18 protein-coding genes and 1 pseudogene are annotated in these 19,945 nt (G+C 40.3%); 1 reads left to right on the top strand and 18 read right to left on the bottom strand.

Annotation, left to right across the window (positions count from 1 at the left end; translation table 11 throughout):
- Nucleotides 1-4: 4 nt before the first annotated feature.
- The 5 genes from LI162_RS07570 to LI162_RS07550 all read right to left on the bottom strand — a co-directional run bounded on the left by LI162_RS07570 (nucleotide 5) and on the right by LI162_RS07550 (nucleotide 8,197).
- Complete coding sequence (locus LI162_RS07570; RefSeq protein ID WP_117497002.1) at nucleotides 5-718, bottom strand: TIGR03936 family radical SAM-associated protein; 714 nt, start codon at nucleotides 716-718, stop codon at nucleotides 5-7.
- A complete protein-coding gene (locus LI162_RS07565) occupies nucleotides 702-2,567 on the bottom strand; it encodes a TIGR03960 family B12-binding radical SAM protein (RefSeq protein WP_020435988.1) in 1,866 nt (621 codons plus the stop codon). The genes LI162_RS07570 and LI162_RS07565 overlap by 17 nt, the downstream gene beginning before the upstream one ends.
- A gap of 118 nt (nucleotides 2,568-2,685) precedes the next feature.
- Nucleotides 2,686-3,501 (bottom strand): helix-turn-helix transcriptional regulator, encoded by an 816-nt coding sequence (locus tag LI162_RS07560; protein WP_055163226.1) that lies wholly within the window; start codon nucleotides 3,499-3,501, stop codon nucleotides 2,686-2,688.
- A 90-nt stretch (nucleotides 3,502-3,591) separates the two neighbouring features.
- Complete coding sequence (locus LI162_RS07555) at nucleotides 3,592-4,989, bottom strand: MFS transporter (RefSeq protein ID WP_195941740.1); 1,398 nt, start codon at nucleotides 4,987-4,989, stop codon at nucleotides 3,592-3,594.
- A gap of 169 nt (nucleotides 4,990-5,158) precedes the next feature.
- Nucleotides 5,159-8,197 carry a glycoside hydrolase family 2 TIM barrel-domain containing protein gene (locus LI162_RS07550; protein WP_195941741.1) on the bottom strand — a complete coding sequence of 1,013 codons (3,039 nt, stop codon included), beginning with the start codon at nucleotides 8,195-8,197 and terminating at the stop codon, nucleotides 5,159-5,161.
- 202 nt (nucleotides 8,198-8,399) lie between these two features.
- On the opposite strand from LI162_RS07550, the gene LI162_RS07545 reads away from it, so the two are divergent.
- Nucleotides 8,400-9,263 (top strand): AraC family transcriptional regulator, encoded by an 864-nt coding sequence (locus tag LI162_RS07545; RefSeq protein WP_055145504.1) that lies wholly within the window; start codon nucleotides 8,400-8,402, stop codon nucleotides 9,261-9,263.
- 375 nt (nucleotides 9,264-9,638) lie between these two features.
- On the opposite strand, the gene LI162_RS07540 is transcribed toward LI162_RS07545, so the two are convergent.
- The 13 genes and pseudogenes from LI162_RS07540 to hisZ form a co-directional block, all read right to left on the bottom strand.
- Nucleotides 9,639-10,163 (bottom strand): flavodoxin family protein, encoded by a 525-nt coding sequence (locus tag LI162_RS07540; RefSeq protein WP_055163192.1) that lies wholly within the window; start codon nucleotides 10,161-10,163, stop codon nucleotides 9,639-9,641.
- Between the two features lie 120 nt (nucleotides 10,164-10,283).
- A pseudogene (locus LI162_RS07535) lies at nucleotides 10,284-10,586 on the bottom strand (VirD4-like conjugal transfer protein, CD1115 family); the annotation flags it as partial.
- 15 nt (nucleotides 10,587-10,601) lie between these two features.
- Nucleotides 10,602-11,033: a flavodoxin family protein gene (locus LI162_RS07530; RefSeq protein ID WP_020436648.1), complete on the bottom strand. Its 432-nt coding sequence runs from the start codon at nucleotides 11,031-11,033 to the stop codon at nucleotides 10,602-10,604.
- 24 nt (nucleotides 11,034-11,057) lie between these two features.
- Nucleotides 11,058-11,465, bottom strand: coding sequence for a PAS domain-containing protein (locus LI162_RS07525; RefSeq protein ID WP_020436647.1), 408 nt, complete (start codon nucleotides 11,463-11,465; stop codon nucleotides 11,058-11,060).
- A gap of 12 nt (nucleotides 11,466-11,477) precedes the next feature.
- A complete protein-coding gene (locus LI162_RS07520) occupies nucleotides 11,478-11,870 on the bottom strand; it encodes a pyridoxamine 5'-phosphate oxidase family protein (RefSeq protein WP_020436646.1) in 393 nt (130 codons plus the stop codon).
- Nucleotides 11,871-12,047: 177 nt separating this feature from the next.
- Nucleotides 12,048-13,343 carry a dicarboxylate/amino acid:cation symporter gene (locus LI162_RS07515; RefSeq protein ID WP_015529179.1) on the bottom strand — a complete coding sequence of 432 codons (1,296 nt, stop codon included), beginning with the start codon at nucleotides 13,341-13,343 and terminating at the stop codon, nucleotides 12,048-12,050.
- A 1-nt stretch (nucleotide 13,344) separates the two neighbouring features.
- Nucleotides 13,345-14,196 carry a dTDP-4-dehydrorhamnose reductase gene (gene rfbD / locus LI162_RS07510; protein ID WP_015529178.1) on the bottom strand — a complete coding sequence of 284 codons (852 nt, stop codon included), beginning with the start codon at nucleotides 14,194-14,196 and terminating at the stop codon, nucleotides 13,345-13,347.
- Between the two features lie 124 nt (nucleotides 14,197-14,320).
- Entirely contained in the window at nucleotides 14,321-14,665 is a 345-nt protein-coding gene (locus LI162_RS07505; RefSeq protein WP_020436645.1) for a hypothetical protein, read from the bottom strand.
- A gap of 85 nt (nucleotides 14,666-14,750) precedes the next feature.
- Nucleotides 14,751-16,034: a bifunctional phosphoribosyl-AMP cyclohydrolase/phosphoribosyl-ATP diphosphatase HisIE gene (gene hisIE, locus LI162_RS07500; protein WP_081016830.1), complete on the bottom strand. Its 1,284-nt coding sequence runs from the start codon at nucleotides 16,032-16,034 to the stop codon at nucleotides 14,751-14,753.
- 26 nt (nucleotides 16,035-16,060) lie between these two features.
- Complete coding sequence (gene hisB / locus LI162_RS07495; RefSeq protein WP_020436643.1) at nucleotides 16,061-16,651, bottom strand: imidazoleglycerol-phosphate dehydratase HisB; 591 nt, start codon at nucleotides 16,649-16,651, stop codon at nucleotides 16,061-16,063.
- 22 nt (nucleotides 16,652-16,673) lie between these two features.
- On the bottom strand, nucleotides 16,674-17,966 hold the full coding sequence (gene hisD, locus LI162_RS07490; RefSeq protein ID WP_020436642.1) for a histidinol dehydrogenase: 1,293 nt from the start codon (nucleotides 17,964-17,966) through the stop codon (nucleotides 16,674-16,676).
- A 4-nt stretch (nucleotides 17,967-17,970) separates the two neighbouring features.
- Entirely contained in the window at nucleotides 17,971-18,615 is a 645-nt protein-coding gene (hisG, locus tag LI162_RS07485; protein ID WP_015529174.1) for an ATP phosphoribosyltransferase, read from the bottom strand.
- A 12-nt stretch (nucleotides 18,616-18,627) separates the two neighbouring features.
- Nucleotides 18,628-19,887 (bottom strand): ATP phosphoribosyltransferase regulatory subunit, encoded by a 1,260-nt coding sequence (gene hisZ / locus LI162_RS07480; RefSeq protein ID WP_020436641.1) that lies wholly within the window; start codon nucleotides 19,885-19,887, stop codon nucleotides 18,628-18,630.
- Between the last annotated feature and the right edge of the window lie 58 nt (nucleotides 19,888-19,945).

Below are 19,945 nucleotides of genomic sequence, written 5' to 3'. Positions count from 1 at the left end.
CTTCTCATTCCTCATCGCCTGTCATATCAACACCCATTTCCTCTAATGGAATCAGGGATCCATCTTCACTGCGATCTGTATACATTTCCAGTCTGTGATGCTGGAATTTCACGCTGTCCGGTTCAATTCCAAGGAACTGACAAAATGCTTCCATCACAAGATCCGGTTTCAGATTCTCTACACTTCCTGCTGCCACTTTCAGGTAAACAGAATCGCCTCGCAGTTCCCATGCATAGATCAATGGTTTAATGTCAACTTCCTTCTCGCTTCGTTTCGTCTGCTTTACGATCCGGATCTCCGGCTGTTCCATAAATTCTGAAAATCGTTCTTTCCAGCCCTCCGGAAATGCTCCCTTTCTCACAGATGTCAGATAATCTGCTCCTGCAAGGATTGTCATTCCGGTCATCTTCTTCTCCTCAGCAATTCTACGGATGCTTACGATCTCGATCCCCTCAATCTGACAGGCTTCGTTCATCCTTCTGACTGCATCTGCACTGTTGACTGCTTCTGTTAATTCAATATCAAAATATTCTCCGTCACTTGTCAGTCCGATTCCAAGCGGGTTAGCAAATGACATGATCATATGTGGACTATATCCTCCTGAAAATGCAATCGGAATATCCGCGCGACGCATCACTTTCTGGAAGAAACGCATCACGTCAAGATGTCCGATGAATCGGAGAGAACCATATTTTCTAAATTTAATTCTTGCCTTCATAACAGACACCTCCTCCAAATTTCGCTGCACCACATCCGGAACACTGCATACGGCAGTTCGGAGTTACTTTTTCTTCCATCGCACGATCCCATTCTCTGCGCAGGAACTTTCTTGTCACACCAATATCGATGAAATCCCACGGGAACAATTCATCTTCTCCACGCTCACGCAGATTGTAAAAATCAATATCAACACCCGTGTTCTCAAATGCCTGCATCCAAAGTTCATTGTGGAAACTCTCTGTCCAGGAATCGAACAAACATCCCAGACGATATGCCTCCTCGATCGCCTTGCTGATCTTACGGTCACCTCTGGCCATAATACCTTCCAGAACCGTAACTTCCGCATCATGCCAGTTATATTTCAGACTCTTACGGTTTAACTGTTCTTTAAATTCATCATTTACAAGATGTGCACGTCTCATATATTCTTCTGCTTTACACATCGGAGCCCACTGGAACGGTGTGAACGGCTTCGGTACAAAGAAAGAAGAACTTGCCGTGATCTGACATTTTCCATGTCTCTGATCTTTTGGAATCTCATAATATCTGCGGGCAACCTTTTCCGCAAGGTGAGCAATCTCTTTCATATCCTCCTCAGTCTCTGTAGGAAGTCCAAGCATAAAGTAAAGTTTTACCTTTGTCCATCCACCTTCGAAAGCTTCTCCGGCTCCATTTAAGATCACTTCTTCTGTCAGACCTTTATTGATCACGTCACGCATTCTCTGTGATCCGGCCTCCGGTGCAAATGTCAGACTACTCTTGCGGATATCCTGAACCTTACTCATTACATCAAGAGAGAAGGCATCGATTCGAAGAGACGGAAGAGAAATATTAATTCCCTTATTCTTAAACTCATCGATCAGATATGTTACCAGTTCTTTCAATTCAGAATAATCACTGGAACTTAATGAACTAAGAGAAATCTCCTCATGACCGGTATTCTGCAGCATATCATGCGCATACTGTTTCAATCGCTCAACATTTCTTTCTCTGACCGGACGGTAAAGCATTCCTGCCTGGCAGAAACGACACCCACGGATACATCCTCTCTGGATCTCAAGAACAACTCTGTCCTGCGTTACTTTGATAAAAGGAACAACCGGTTTCATCGGATACGGTGCATCTGTTACATCCATAACAATCTGCTTCTTAACTACAGCCGATGCATATTCATTATTCGGTGTAAATGATTTCAAAGTACCGTCTTCATTATATTCTGCATCATAAAAAATCGGAACATACAGACCCTCGATCTGCGCTGCACGTTCTAAGAACTCCCGGCGGCTCTTTCCTGAACCTTTCCATTCCTTATAAGCGTCAAGCAGCTCATCATAAGCCGTCTCACCTTCTCCGATATAAAAGATATCAAAGAACTCTGCGATCGGCTCCGGATTGTATGTGCACGGGCCACCGCCAATCACAAATGGATCATCTAAAGTTCTGTCCTTTGCATGCAGTGGAATCTGACTCAGATCAAGGATCTGCAGAATGTTCGTATAACACATCTCAAACTGAATTGTGATTCCGAGGAAATCAAAGTCCTTGATCGGATCCTGGGACTCCAGTGCAAAAAGCGGAATCTTCTGTTCTCTCATCACTTTATCCAGATCATGCCATGGAGAGTAAACTCTCTCACACCACACATCCTCTCTGCGGTTAAACATATCATAAAGAATCTGAATCCCCAAATGAGACATACCGATCTCATAGACATCCGGGAAACACATCGCGAATCGCACGTCGATGTCTTCCACGTTCTTCATCACCGCATTCACCTCTCCGCCGATGTAACGGGCAGGTTTCTCGATTTCTAATAAAATATCATCATCTAATGCTAGTTTTCTCATGGATTTCTCCTTGTATTTTGTACTTATGCATTTATATTACAAAATTGTAAATGCTACTTTTAACATCATATCTTTTGACGATAAAAAAAGCAACCTATTTTCTCTTTTTATGTAATTGTTAACTTGCTAAGCTTGTTACAGTCATATCTTTCAGACATGTACTCCGGTAGTCACTCGGTGATATTTTATATCTTTCTTTAAATACTCGGTTAAATGTTCTCTGACTTTCAAATCCACTATCTAGACAAATTTTTGTAATAGAATCACTCGTATTTTCCAAACGCTGGCATGCATAGTTCAGCCTTGCATCGTTAAGATATTGATTAAAGTTTCTATGGAATGTTTTGGAAAAGAGTCTGGATAAAACATATTTGCTCACACCCAGATCTTTTGCCATCTCTTCCAGAGAAAACTTCTTCTTGAAATTTGCTGATATATAGGAAACTGTCTGGTAAATGAGATCGTTGCTCCCCACATTACTCTTTTCTACCAAATTTAATTTTCCTATGCAGCGTGCCAACACAATTTGAAGATATGCCTGTGCAACAGTAATATCCGACTGTTCTGTCTCTAAAATTGCATTTATAACCCTATATACCTCCGGTTCAACCTTTTCCGCTTTGATGATTGGGTATTCAGGAGCCATGGATTGCATGATATCTGCAAATTTGGCTATCGTAAATGGCGATGCAATCAGATAAGTCGCTTTATTTACACCGGGTGTCAGTACCTGATAGTGATGAATAACATCTGGAAATACAAAGCCTATATCTCCTTTTTCCATATGGTATAGTTCCTGTCCGACACCAAGTTCTAATGCTCCACTTGTTACACAAACGATCTCCAGTGCATTATGAAGATGTGGTTCAATATGTTTTGACTTCCTATTTATTGCTATGATCTCCTCTTTTGTGTCAACATATTTTAACTGCATGAAATACTCCCCTTTGCAACGTTTGTCTATATATAGAAAAAAGCACTGTCTCATCGAGCAATGACTAGACAATGCTTTCTCCTGTTAATTCTAATTTATGTCTGATGCATCTGTTACTTCATCTGTAACAATTCCTTTTTCTGCTTTCAGTTTTTTATTTGCATCTTCTACATTCATTCTTGAAAGTACAAACATAATCAATACATCAAAGATTAACGGAAGCCAAAGATACATAAACTGCATCATATCAAGTGCAGACTGCGGCTGAGTTGCATTTGTTCCGATATATCCGCTGAACTCAAGCAGCCATCCAACAACAGCGGTTCCAATACCTCCACCAATTTTTACGCCAAGAGAAGTACAAGAGTACATCGTTCCGTCAATTCTCTTTCCCTGTGTAAGATAAGTGTACTCAGAGCAGGATGCGATAACTGCATTCATATCTCCCTGCCATGGTCCCTGACCTAAGGCTGCAAGAGCTGTAAACGCCATCATCAGCGGAACACTGCCCATATATCCTGCAACAACAACAAGTGCTCTACCGATGACTGCTAAGACATAACCTCTTAAGTTCAGTTTATACATACCTTTCCACTTACCAACTAATGTCGGTGTGAAAATCAGGGCAATGATCAGTGGAATATTTACTGCCCATGCAAATTGTCCAAACAAATTCTTATTTTTCAGTACCCATGTCATGTAATAAATGCCGGCTCCAATCATGGCACCATATAACTGCTGTAAAATATATGTTCCACAAATCATCATGTAATATTTGTTTTTAACAAGAAGCTTGAATGCCTGTACCATTCCGTACTTTTCATTATCATCCTTTACTTCTCCTTCGTTAAGTTCTTCCTCAGGAAGTTCCTTAACAGAAAGTGCTGAAATCGTATTTACGACAAGACCAATGATTGCATAGATAATAGCAACCGTTCTCCATGCTGCAGCATCTCCACCACATTTATCTACAAATCCAACTGTAATTGCCTGAATCAGAAGACTTGTTGAAAACGCAAAAATAAAACGGTAAGATCCCATCTGCACACGCTCTTTGCTGTTCTTTGTAATCAATGACGTAAGTGCTGAATAAGCAATATTGTTTGCTGTATAAAACACACCATTTAACAGTGTGTAAGAGATAAAGAACCACGCATATTTAGCCGTTGTTCCCAAGCTGACTGGTACTGCAAAACAGCAGACCAGCGTAATGGCACAACCAATATATCCATATAGCATCCAGGGTTTCGCTTTTCCCATTTTACTGTGTGTTTTGTCAATCATTGATCCAAAAAATATATCCGTAAAACCATCAAATAGTTTTGATACGGCAATCAGGGTACCTACGACACCTGCAGCAAGTCCTACCGAGTCCGTCAGATAGACCATCATAAAAGATGTCAGGAACGCATAGACTACATTACCTGCAATATCACCTGATCCATATCCAATTTTGTTATACCATTTCAAATACTTTTTTTCTTCCATCGAATTTCTTTGCTCCTCATCTTCATCGCACTTAGAATTTCAAGATGTCTAACAGAGTATGATGTCTAATTCTAGTTTTTTCTCTGTTTTTGTCTGATTGCTCTGTATATCCGGACTTTACATAACAATCAGACTCTCTTTCCTTGTTTACGGGTTACATGAAACTTTATTATCCCTTTATATACGGTATCAGTGTAAACTGGAACCGGAATAATACATCATCAAATCGGTACTGCTCCAATACAACTGGACCACAACTGTTAGAACCAATGCCATTTAGTGCATAGTCAACACAAAATACTACACTATCTGATTCTGTCAGTTCATAATTATGCGTTTTCTCCTCAAGTTCTTCCTGCGTATAATAAGAAGCATTGAATGAGAAGGCATTTTCCGCAGAGGCCACAATTCCATATCGGCTGTTGTTAAGCTCTACATATTCACAATCATAATGGCTTCCATTTTCCTGTGGGCGAATATAATCCTCATGCAAATCATCTACATTTGCCTGATACAAACCGTGGCTCGCAGCCTGATGTTTGTCACAATAGCTTTCCTGTGGTCCCATTCCAAAGTATCTTACAGCTGAAAGTTTTTTATCCAGGAACATCCTCACACCAAATCTCGGAAGATCCGGGAATTCATCGTCTTTTGTTACTGCAATATCTGCATCAATCTTTCCAGCAGCTTCTATTTTCCATGTAATCGTCACATCAAGTATCTTCTGTACTGTCTCTGCCACAACGGAAGCATGGCTTGTAATCTTCACACCATGTTTTCCCTGCACAACCTCTGTCGTATAGGCTCTTGTGTAAGCCTTATCATAGTGGGCTTTCTTCCATTCAGACTTGATGTACATATCGTTATCTGTTGGAGCTCTCCAAATATTTAATTCCATCGGATGGTTCAAGTATTCCCGCCCTGCGAATTTCATCTCTGTAAAGAGTGCAGTACGTTTGTCTATGGTATAAGCAAATTCACGCCCCTTGATATGAATCTGTGTATCATTTTCATTTACCTGTAATTCAGAGTCCACTACTGTTTTTGGTATCCATTTCTCTGCAAGTTTACATTTTGTATCCTCTTTACTTACCTCAATTTCATCAAATCCAAGAATATGGTCTTCATCCAACAGTGGCAATTCTTTTTTCAGATGGTAAATAAGTTTTAAATAACATTTCCCATTCTCTGGAACATTGATCTTTAGGTTTGTTTTTCCTTCCCCGTGTGGTGCCACAGAAAACTCCGGAAGTATGCCTTTGCTGATCACAAGACCATCCTGTGTCAGCTCATAACTAATCTTCACATAATCTTTCAAGTCATCAAAATCCATGTAGTTATGAAGCACCAGTTCTCCGCTTTCTTTGTTATAGGAAATAACTCTTGCCGGGCGATAAACATTCTTGTATTCCAAAAGTCCTGTATGTACCGTTCTGTCCGGATATACTAATCCATCCATACAGAAGTTGCCATCATGAATTTCTTCGCCATGGTCGCCCCCATAAGCATATATAGTCTTTCCATTCTCAGCAGTTCCATGAGCAATCGCATGGTCACACCATTCCCAGACAAAGCCGCCGCACATTTTATCATTATCCTGAATCATCTGGAAGTAATCTTCAAAATCTCCAGGTCCGTTTCCCATGCTATGACAGTACTCTACCAAAAGGAAGGGTTTGCTTCCATCTTTATCCAGATATTCCTGAATTTCGGAAAGCGCTGGGTACATCCGGCTGTACACATCCAGATTGCTGTAATCATATGTTTCATCATAATTACGATATCTTGCACTCTCATATTGTGTGATACGGTCTGGATCAAAATTCTTTGTCCATTCCAGTGCTTTTTCAAAGTTGCAACCATAAGCACTCTCATTTCCCATTGACCACATAACAATACAGAAACGGTTTTTGTCACGTTCCACCATGAGTTTTACTCGATCAACGATTGCCTCTTCCCATACCGGATCATCTGCAATCTTCTCATTCCATCGTTTGAACCGATTGTAATCGGTGTCTTCTTTTCTGTAGATCATAAATGGACCATGAGCTTCAATATCTGCTTCATCTATTACCATGAATCCATACTTGTCACACATTTCATAGAAAAATGGTGCGTTCGGATAGTGGCTGGAACGGATCGCATTAAAATTATGCTGCTTCATTAACGTAAGATCGGTTGTAATCTGTTCCGAATTGATTGTAAATCCAGTAACCGGATCAGAATCATGTCGATTGACACCACGGAATTTAATCTTCTGTCCATTTAAATAAATAACCTGGTCTTTAATCTCTATCTTTCTTAATGCAATGTGATCTACAATTACTTCATTCTCTGTTTCAAGAATCAGTTTATATAGATATGGATTTTCTGTATTCCAAAGTTCCGGACTTGCGATTTCTAATACAGCTGTTCCTTCTTCAGCAATACTTCCTAGTGCTACAACTGCTCCGTTTCTATCTTCAATCGAAATTTTTACATTTAACGGAGAGTAGAATTTCATTTCAATTTCTACTTTCGCAAGCATATCCTCAATTCTTGTTTTAATATGATAATCACTGATTGCCTGTTTTGGGCGTTTCAAAATGTACACATCCCGGAAAATACCACTCATACGGAATTTGTCCTGATCTTCCAAATAGGAACCATCACACCACTTCATGACCAGAACCGCTATGCTGTTTTCTCCGTCCTGAAGGAGGTCGGTGATATCAAACTCACTGGTCATATGAGAAACCTGGCTATACCCTACATAAGAGCCATTGATCCATACATAAAAGCAACTGTCTACCCCTTCAAAATTCAAGAAAGCTTTTGGTGCATTTTCATCTTTGTGATAAACAAAGGTATGTGCATATGTTCCACATGGAATATCCTGTGGTACATACGGTGGATCAAATGGGAACGGATACCTGATATTTGTATACTGATGTGTGTCATATCCTGCCATCTGCCATACACTCGGAACCTGAATCTCATCAAAATTTTCTGTATCATAATCTTTCTCAAAGAAGGGTTCCTGAACATCATAGATACTGTTAAAATACTGGAACTTCCAAGTTCCGTTCAATAACTGCATTCGGTCTGACTCTTCCCTGTGCTCCACCAGGTTATCCATTCTTTTGGATGCCGGAATAAAATAGGCTCTGGCTGGCATTGTATTTTCATGCAGTACGCTTAAATCCTCATAATAACGTGGTACAATCATAAATAACTCTCCTTTAATACATATACATTTTTTTGCACTTTGTTTTTCCACAGCAAACCTTGTCTTTTACTTTTATGTTTACGCTTCTCTGTTTTGCTATATATATCTTATCCTAATCTGCAAAACATGTCTATGAATTGGATTAGACAAAATATGCACTAAATGATACAATATCAAAAAAAAGGAAAAGAGGTGCTACCATATGTATATGAATACCGGTTATTTAAACCACTCCCATATGGATTTCAAAGACAAAAGTCGCCCACTGGTTGTAGGAAGTTGCGGTACTTACCGCCTTTCCAGCCATCCAAAGTTACCAACCTACCGTCCAAGGGGACGCCTGGATTATCAGATTATCTATATCACTGCTGGTTGTGGGCATTTTCATTTTGACAATATGGATAACGAAACGATTGTCCCCGCCGGTAATATTGTACTGTACAGACCGAAAGAACTTCAGAAATATGAATATTATGGAAAAGATAAGACAGAAGTATACTGGATTCATTTTACAGGCAACAATGTAAAAAATATCCTACGGCAATATGGATTCCCGGATAAAGAGCGTGTATTTCAGGTCGGAACCTCTATGGAATACGAACAGATTTTCAAGCGTATTATCATCGAGCTTCAGCGTTGCCAAGATAATTATGAGGAAATGCTTGTCCTTCTGCTCCGTCATCTTCTTATCATCTTTCATCGGGAACTGACCAGGGAACATATCTCGAAAAATGAATACCTGGATCACGAGATGGATAACGCAGTTACCTTTTTCAGTGAAAATTATAACCAGAATATTAGCATAGATGATTATGCTGCCTCACGTGGAATGAGTGTCAGCTGGTTTATCCGAAACTTCAAAAAATACACAGGTTCTACACCAATGCAGTTTATTGTGGGAATCCGAATTAACAATGCCCAGATGTTACTTGAAACAACAACCTATTCCATCAATGAAATTTCTAAAATCGTCGGGTATGATAATCAGCTTTATTTCAGCCGGCTTTTCCACAAGCTGAAAGGATATTCCCCAAGAGAGTACCGAAAGATAAGAAACAAGTTCTAAAATCCACAATATCATAAATCCCTAACTGGCTGTTAAAAGTTACTCGTAACTGTTCAGTACCTTCACAGTTGCGAGCCGCAAGCGCATTAGAATCAGCTTAGCTGATGGGCACTTGCTCCTACATAATATACATTTTCTTACGAAATATGCGGTACCGCATATTTCTGTACTGAATGGTTACGATTGATCTATATTATGATCAGGCAATGCCTGTTGTAATGATTAAATCGGGCTTTCCCCGATGTGGTATGCTTCAACTGCCTCCTTTCAAGGTGCAAGCAGAAAAAAAGCACCTTAACCATATTGGCTAAAGTGCTTGTATTTGTTTGCTATTAAATTGTTGTGAGTCAGACAAACTTGAATTTGGAACGTGCTTTATAAATTTTTTCCGATCCCCTCAAGTTCGTTCATGGAATCCTTGTTTTTTTCAAGTTCATCTCTGGCTGTTGCGTAATATGATTTTTTGAAAAGCATATCCCATGAAAGATATTTTGCCATACAGTCAAACTGCTTATCAATCAACTCATACTGGATACTGTCTACGGGAGAACCGCCTACAACAATCGTGCCAACTTTTTTATTTTTTAACTGCAATCCACGGCAGTAGCACTTATCAATGATAAGTTTCAATTGTGCTGACATTCCCCACCAATAAACTGGTGTAGCAAAAAGAATCATATCTGCGGCAACAATTTTATCAATTGTAGGATTTGTATCATCCTTATCGACGCATCCCTTAGAGCATTGACAGACATCACATCCCTTGCATGGTGCAATGTTGAGTTTGTCAGGTTCAATGATTTCAATTTCATTCTTTTCTGATGCTCCTTTTATAAATGCATTGATTGCTGTCAGCGTGTTTCCTTTTCTGGCACTTCCATTAATGATTACAATTTTCATGCGTGTATCCTCCAACTTCCGATTTGTAAAACACATTCTTTTTTACATAGGCACAGTATACCACATTTCCTATGCCTATGCTATATCATTTAATGCTTCTTCCGATATGAACTCATCCTCACTAGAAGCGTTAGCACTTTCTGCAGCATCTGACTTCTGTGATTCATCAACATACTCAAGCTCATTTGCCTGCTCCCTGTCTATCCTTGCTTTCTGCTCTGCTTCATCCTGCATGGAGAATCTTCTGCTTAATTCCGCATCACCAAGCACCATAAACTGCTCATAGGTAAGAGAATCTATATACACATTCTCGCCCTTATCCTTCAGTTTTTCATAATACTTAACTGCTTTGTCTGAAAGAATCTCAAATGGCGGACCGATAAGATTATCTGCTCCCCTTATCTGATGAACATAAGGCTCTCCCAATAATACGCATCTTCATAATACTTTTACAAACTCCACTGCGTTTTTTATATCTTCTTCATTTGGATGCCCTTTGGCAATACCACCCACCAGTTTAAATGGACCAAATGTGTCATAGCCCTTGCATCCGAATTTTCCTATCACTTTAGAACGCTTCTTGTCCAAAATCTGCTCTATGGATTTGTAATTCGCACTTCCACCATAAGTACAGATCAGAAATACCTTTTTATCGTCCGGTAGATTCTTCTCTGCAAATTCCAATATCGACTGATGAAATTTTGAAAAATAGATTCCTGATGCAAACCCAATCATATCATAACTACTCAGATCTGCATCTGGTTGTTTTACAGCATCAATCAAATCAACTTGGCACTCTTCTGCTATGTTTTTTACTAATTTTTCTGTATTTCCATGATGTACAGATGCATATACGATTGCTTTTCTCATTTATTTTCCTTTCTGCCTGCTCCATCACCACAAATCGTATTGTTTCATAGTTTCTGCATTTCGATATTCATGTTTCTCATAATATCCTATCAACTTTCCCTCATCTCTGAGTGCCACCATATAAACATCTTTATTCTGTTTCTCATTGTGAAAAGTATAAACGATATTATGGCTTTCATCTACTGCAAACCAGTCCACTACCTGCTGTATTCTATCCCTTGATTCCGGATTATGACAATCTAACAGACTTCTTCCAATAAGTTTATCACCGCCTCGCTTCGCATAGCTGATAACTGCTGCCGGATTCATGTAAATAATCTCATGTTTAAGATTGCATATAACAACGGATGCCCTGTCCTGATCAACAATACTCTTATAAAAACTGACCGCATCTATCTTTTTATATATTTTTTTCTTCTTACTTTTCTCCATTTTATGTTGTCCTTAAAACTTCACTACTTCCGATTCATGTGTAAATGATGAAAATGTAGCTGTCACATTTTTTAAATAGAATACTTCTGTATTTCCATCATCTGCTGAGTACATATTCTGTAAAGATGGATAAGCATCAAGCATAGACTGTCTTGCTTCTCTTCTGTCATCTTCTACAAGTTCTCCGGCTACACGAAGCCACTCGCCATTTTTTAATGCACAGATTTCTACCTTTGGGTTTGCGTGAATCTGTTTTGAAACATCCTTCACCTTTCCGGTCTGAATATACAGTTTTCCTTCAAAAACATGCGCTGTTCCAAAAGGTCTAACTCTTGGCTGGTCTCCTTCCACTGTTGCCAAATAATATGTCTCTGCTTCTTTTAAAAAATTTACTACTCGTTCCATTGTATAAACCTCCTGCTATTAGAATCTATCAATAATAGAATTATACCATTCCATCGCTTCTTATGCACTAATCAATCGTATCATAAAACCCCTGTTTCACATCCTTCCAGACGTAAACCAGGGGTTTCACTTATATCATTCTACACCATAGACAATACATGTACTATCTATTCACTTTTACTCCGTCTCATAAAAGACTTTCTTATCCAAAGCTTTATTCTGATGTGCAACGATTGTTGTACATACGGCATCACCTGTGATATTAACAGCTGTTCTTGTCATATCAAGGATACGGTCAATACCCATGATCAGACCGATTGCCTCAACCGGAAGTCCGACAGAGTTAAATACCATTGTCAGTGTAACCAGACCAACACTTGGTACTCCGGCTGTTCCGACAGATGCCAGTGTTGCTGTTCCGATAACTGTAATATAGTCTGCCATGCTCAGATGGATTCCAAACGCCTGTGCTGCGAACACAACTGCAACACCCTGCATGATGGAAGTACCATCCATGTTGATTGTTGCTCCAAGCGGAATCGTAAAGGAAGAAATCTTCTTGGAAACTCCGACTTTCTTAGAAAGTGTTTCAATAGAAAGCGGGATTGTCGCATTTGATGTCGCTGTAGAGAATGCAAATGCCATAACCGGGAAGAATTTCTTGATGAAGCGGATCGGGTTCAGTCCTGTGAAAATCTTTAACAGAATCTGATATACTCCCAGACACTGGATCGCAAGTGCCAAAAGTACTGCGATCATGTATTTTGCCAACGGAACAAATGCACTGAATCCGATTGTAGCAAAAGTACGGCTGATCAGGCAGAATACACCGATTGGTGCAAGGCTCATGATCATCATTGTCATTTCCATCATAATGTCATTGAACTGGCTGAAGAAGTTCGCAACTGTCTCTGCACGTTCACCCATCTTCGCAAGGATAACACCAATGATCAGCGCAAATACGATAACCTGAAGCATTGTTCCACTTGCCAGGGAATTGATCGGGTTATCCGGAATGATATTTAGGATTGTATCTGTCAGGGAAGTTGCTTCCATTGTCTCAACTGTGGACGCACTTGTCTTGATTGCACTCATATCAAGTCCGATACCCGGATTGATCAGATTACCAACTGATAAAGCAACTGTTACAGCAAGAGCTGTTGTTGCGAGGTAGAATACCAATGTTCTGACACCTACTGTTCCGAGCTTCTTCGTATCTCCGATTGCCATACTTCCGCACACAAGGGAACAAAATACAAGCGGTACAACAAGCATCTTCATCAGACGGATGAATCCCTGTCCGATCACATAGAGGATTCCTTCTACAATAATATCATTTTTTACCTTGCTGTCTGGAATCAGATAACAAAGTACAATTCCAAAAACAGCACCTAAAAGCAGAGCAATGAAAATCTTGGTCGTCAGACCAATTTTCTTCTCTTTCTTTTCATCTTTTACATTCTTATTTTTCATTCTAATTCTCCGTTCTTTCTTTCATATACTCTTCTAATGACTCTTTCCAATCCGGCATATCATACATATCAATAATACGGAGAATGAAGTTGTCCAATACCGCATACGGTGGTCTGACAGAAGAAAGGTCTGACTGTTCTGTCGGAACTGCCTTTAATTCAACGTTTTTCCCTGACAATCTCAAGATCTCCTGAGCAAATTCGTAACGATTGCAGACTCCACTGCAAGTTACATGATAAGTACCATATTCATTCGTACTGATCAGATACAGGATCATTCTTGCGAGATCTTTGGCACTTGTCGGGGAACCAAACTGATCTCCTGCTACAGAAAGTGTTTTTCCCTGTTCTGCCACTTCGAGCACACGGTTAACAAAGTTATTTCCACCTTTTCCGTAAACCCAGTTACTGCGGATAATGAAATGCTTGTGTGTGAATTCTTTCACATAATTCTCACCAGCTCTTTTGGATGCTCCATAAACAGTCAGTGGATTCGTATCATCAAATTCTGTATACGGTTTCTTGCTCTGTCCGTCAAATACATCATCTGTTGAAAGCTGGACGATCTTTGCGCCATTCTTTCTTGCGACGATACTTAAGTTTCTTGCTCCAAGTGCATTTACCCGGTAAGCATGTTCCGGTTCTTTTTCGCACAGATCGGTGTCTGTAACACCGCAGCAGTTGATAATCACATCCGGACGGTTCACAATACCGAAGTTAAGAACTTCCTCTGTGTTTGTAATATCCAGATCATCCAGATCCGTATTCAGCACTTCGATCTCTAATGGATCCAGAATGTCGTTCAGCGCCCGGCCGATCTGGCCGTTTGAGCCGGCTATCCATACTTTAATCATCTCTCATTTCCTCCTTCTCATGCAATGAAAAAGGCGCTGAATCCAATCAACGCCTCTCATATACTATAAAATAAACGTCAATAATATTTTATCAACCTACTGTTTCCGTGTCAAGATTACACTTTTAGTCTATCAAGAAAATATCATGGTTTTCCTGAATCTTCTCTATAATCTCATGGCTACTTATCCCTTGAAGTTCTACACTGTTCTGACTGACATAAAGAAACACAAGAAACAGAAAAGTGGACAGGATCAATCTGGTAGTAAAGCTTCCTCTGCTATTTTCTTTCTTATCCAGATCTTCTGCTCCATTTCCTGCACTTTGCTCCAGACCATCTGGATATAATTCCCGATATAAACGACCATATCTTGGATGAATTGCCGGTGTTATCATACCGGTATTCCGCTGTCGTCTGCGATTTTCTTCCCACAATCTACGCCTACGGACTTCTGATTCTTTTTCCTGCACGAAAGATCCTCTCCATCTTCTTTTTTTCTAGTTTATGAAAGTTTCTTCTGCTTTATTCTTCCAGGAAAATCTGATACAGCGTTTTCTACCGGTCAGCCAGTTCTCCTGTAATATCTTCCCAGGTAATCCCTTTTTCTACCATGAGAACCATTGCATGATAAAGGAAATCAGATAATTCATACTTCACTTCCTCGACATTTGGATTTTTTGCAGCGATCACAACTTCTGTCGCCTCTTCTCCAACCTTTTTCAGGATCTTATCCAAACCTTTTTCAAAAAGATAGTTCGTATAGGAACCTTCTTTTGGATTCTCTTTTCTATCCGCAATTGTCTGATATACAGACTCAAAAATCTGAACCGGATTCTTGGCATCGTAATCATTTCCAACAATTGTTGTATAGAAACAGGAGCGGTTTCCCGTATGGCATGCTGCTCCGATCTGTTCTACCTTTGCAAGCATCGTATCTCTGTCACAGTCGATTGCAAGAGATTTCACATACTGGAAATGCCCGGATGTCTCACCTTTGATCCACTGGCATTTTCTGCTTCTGCTATAGTAAGTCATGCGCCCGGTTTTCACAGTATGCTCAAATGCTTCCTCGTTCATATATGCCATCATTAAGACTTCATTTGTCTTATAATCCTGAACAATCACTGGAATTAATCCGTCTGAATTCAATTTAAACTCACCGAAATCCATCTGGCTTTCAAAAGAAGTCATTTGAATTCCATTTTCTGCACAAACTTCTTTAAATTTGTTAAAGTCCATATCCAAACGACTGATGAATCTTCCTGATATACCTTTTACACCATCACTCTTTAAAATATTAAGGATCTCGTTTTCATCCATCGTATCCGTGACAACAACACACTGCGTTTCTGTAACATTTACAACAGAATTCAGATCCAGGCGATGCATAAATATCATCTCTGTACTATATGCTTCGATCAGATGCTGCTGTTTAAACAATGCATCGAAATCATTTAATGATACAGCGATTCTCTCTTTTCCAAAACGCTTGGATACTTCCTCGATTAATTCAATGGAAAGTGCTTTGGAGAAATTCAGCATTGCACGTTTTGCTCCGGCATAAAGAATCTTCTTCACATCTTCTGCACGTCTGATGTTTCCTCCGACAACCATTGGAATACTGATTGCACGGTTGATCTGTTTGAGGAGGTTGATCGTCTCATCATGTTCTTCATCTGAGTCTGACAGATCGAAAATGATCAGTTCATCCGCTCCTCTTTCATTGTAGTGGCGTGCAAGTTCCATCACATCATCTGCGATCACAGTTCTGTCATCGAACCACTGCACCGCTTTCCCTCTTTCTATAAAAATACAAGGGGTCAGTCTTTTATACATAATTTCTTCTTACTCCTTCTGTCACGCCGTTAAAGGCTTCCCTTTGTAGACCATACTTCTTTTATTCTTGGCTCTTCTGATACCGCCATATCCAGAGCCTTTCCGAATGCTTTAAATAAAGCCTCTGCCATATGATGATTATTCCCTGCATCAAGGATCTTAAGGTGCAGGTTCATTGCAGCACTATAGGAAACTGCATAGAAAAATTCACGCACCATCTCTGTATCCATTGTTCCAAGCGCCGGTACTGTAAAATCTGCCTGAAAGTTCAGATACGGTCTGCCGGAAAGGTCAACTGCTCCAAGAGCAAGAACCTCATCCATTGGCAGTACAAAATATCCGTATCGCTTAATTCCGGCCTTATCTCCAAGTGCCTGTGCGATTGCCTGTCCCAGTACGATTCCTGTATCTTCGATCGTGTGATGGGAATCCACTTCAAGATCCCCACGCACCTTAACATTTAAATCAAATAATCCATGTCTTGCAAATCCATCCAGCATATGATCAAAAAACGGAATTCCTGTATCAATCTGATTCTTTCCCTGTCCATCCAGATTGATCGTCAGTTCAATATCTGTCTCTTTTGTCTTTCTTTTGCAGCTTCCGATTCTGTTCTGCATCACACTCACAGCTCCTTTTCTCTTATTTTTCAAATCTTACTTTGATTGAATTTGCATGTGCTGTCAGATGTTCTGCCTCTGCAAATTTCTCGATATCTGTGTGGATCTTCTCAAGTGCATTTCTTGAGTAAGAAATAATGCTTGATTTTTTAATAAAATCATCTACAGATAGCGGTGAGAAGAATTTTGCTGTTCCGTTTGTCGGAAGGACATGGTTCGGTCCTGCAAAATAATCTCCGAGCGGCTCACTGGAATATTCTCCGATGAAGATAGCTCCGGCATTACGGATCTTTGTCATCACCTCAAACGGATTCGCTGTCACGATCTCAAGATGTTCGGAAGCAATAGAATTTGCTGCATCGATTGCATCCTCCATTGTCTCTGCAACGAGAATATGTCCATAATTATCCAGGGATTTCTGAATGATCTCGCCTCTGGAAAGCTCTTTTACAAATGCATCTGTCTGTGCAGATACTTTCTCTGCAAGTTCCATACTTGTTGTAACCAGAATTGCAGATGCCATCTCGTCATGCTCTGCCTGAGACAGAAGATCTGCTGCCACGAAACGTGGATTTGCCGTCTCATCAGCAAGAACAAGGATCTCACTTGGTCCTGCGATTGAATCAATGCTTACGAATCCATAAACCGCTTTCTTAGCAAGAGCTACGTAGATATTTCCAGGTCCTACGATCTTATCTACCTTCGGAATAGACTCTGTTCCATATGCAAGTGCTGCAATTGCCTGAGCTCCACCAACCTTGTAAACTTTATCTGCACCGGCCTCTTTTGCCGCAACCAGTGTTGTCGGAGTTACCTTTCCATCTTTTCCTGGAGGTGTTACCATGATGATCTCATCTACACCTGCAACCTTCGCCGGCATGATATTCATAAGTACAGAAGATGGGTAAGCTGCCTTTCCACCCGGCACATAAACGCCGACTCTCTGGAGTGCTGTCACTTTCTGTCCAAGAATTGTTCCGTCCGGTTTACTGTCAAACCAGCTGTACTGCATCTGTTTCTGGTGATAGTCTCTGATATTCACCAGTGCTTTTCTGATAATAGCGATCAGTTCATCATCTACCTGCTCATATGCTTCTGCGATCTCTTCTTCCGTTACAAGAAGATGCTCTGCGTCCAGTCTGACTCCATCAAATTTCTCTGTATATTCAAATACAGCCTCGTCTCCCTTTTCTTTCACCGCATTCAATATTTCCTGAACACTTGCTTCAAACTTCCCATAGTTATTCGGGCTTCTCTTTAAAAGGTCATCCAGAAGATTCTTCTTCGTATTCTCATTCAGTTTCTCTATACGCATTTGTCTATTCCTCCCTCAGAAGATTTCTTAAATTTGTGATCAGCTCTTTGATTCTGTCATTTTCCATTCGCATGCTGACCGGATTGACGATCATTCGCGCTGACAGCGGGCACACTTCTTCAAGTACGACCAGTCCGTTTTCTTTCAATGTAGAACCGGTTTCTACGATATCTACGATGACTTCAGATAAGCCAACAATCGGTGCAAGTTCGATCGAACCGTTTAATTTCACAATTTCTACTGTCTGATGTTTCTTGTTGTAGAAATAATCTTTCGCGATATTCGGATATTTCGTTGCCACACGGATCAGTTCATGATGTTTCAGTTTTTCTGCTGCCTCTTCATATCCACACACACACATCCTGCATTTTCCGAATCCAAGATCCAGGACTTCATGGACTTTACGTCCCTCTTCGATAATCGTATCTTTTCCGACAACTCCAATATCTGCTGCTCCGTACTCTACATAAGTCGGCACATCCGGTCCTTTTGCGAGAAAGAATTTCAATCCCAGTTCTTCATTTACAAAAATCAGCTTTCTGGAATCCTTATCTTTCATTTCCTCGCATGTGATTCCAAGACGCTCCAGCATCTCCAGTGTCTTCTTTGCAAGTCTTCCCTTTGTAAGGGCAAATGTTAAATATCTCATTGATCTGCTCCTTTATTGCTGCTTTGTTTTCTTTTTTGTATTGACCAGCTTCTCTTCTCCTGTCTGAAGATTGATCACTTCAATCTTCCGGTCCTCTCTTAAGTAAAGCATACTTGCAACAGAAGAACGCTTTCCATACGCTTCAAAAGTCTCTCTTTCATCCCAGGAGTTTCTCTTCATCATCTCGACATTTTTTCCTTTTGCACGAAATGACCTCGCAAGAGAAATTGCCCACTGTTCCGTTGCATCCGTATAAACAAGCAGATTACGGTGTCCTGTCTCTACTTTGATCTTCTGACGATCCAGTGCACTCATAAGTTCATCCAGAATGATTGCGAATCCGATCGACGGTGTCTTCTTTCCAAACTTCTCAAGAAGGTGGTCGTAACGTCCTCCACGTACAACTGCATCTCCGGTACCATAAGTATAGGCACGGAAAATGATTCCTGTATAATATCCATAACTTCCGCTCATGCTCAGATCAAAAGTTACATGATCCTCTACTCCGTAAATTTTCAGCAGATCATAAATCTGGCGAAGACGTTCTACCGCAAGTCTTGCTGCTTCACCCGGCGCAATGCGTCCTGCATCTGCAAGGATCTCCGGTCCACCTGTCAGTTCCGGAAGCTGATGAAACGCTTCTTTCACCTGATCGGCAATCTCATAATGATCGAGAATCTCTTCCACACCAAAGAAGTTTCTGTTCGCAATCAATGTACGGATCTCTTCTTTTTGTTCGTCTTCCAGATTCGTTGCCTCGAAAAGACTCTGAATAAAATCAACATGTCCGATACTTACCTGGAATTCCTTTAGTCCGGTTTTCTTAAGTCCGTCCACAACCATTGCGAGCATTTCTGCATCTGCCTCGATAGAATCCACACCGATCAGCTCTGCACCAAGCTGTGTATTTTCTTTCAGGCGTCCACGATAACTGGAATGATTGATAAATGTATTTCCGGCATAACACAGACGAATTGGGAAATTCTCTGTCTCAAACAGTGTTGCCACTGCTCTTGCAATGGACGGTGTAATATCCGGGCGCAACGCCAGAATATTCCCCTCTCTATCAAAGAATTTATAAAGATCTCTAATCGATGTCGAACCGATCTCCTTGCGGAATACATCAAAATATTCAAATGTCGGTGTCTGTATGTCCTGATATCCATATAAATGCAATACAGTATTCAGCTTTTTCTGCAATGCCAGTTTAATGGCACATTCTCTATTATAAATATCCCGAACGCCTTCCGGGGTATGTAACTTCTGCTCCATATCTCGTTCACCTTCCTGTCTTTTCTTGGTTTTTCACTTTAGTGTGCTACCACGTTAA

Source organism: Mediterraneibacter sp. 210702-DFI.3.120 (assembly GCF_020561005.1).
Lineage (GTDB): Bacteria > Bacillota > Clostridia > Lachnospirales > Lachnospiraceae > Mediterraneibacter > Mediterraneibacter faecis.
This window is presented reverse-complemented; position numbering and strand designations above follow the sequence as displayed.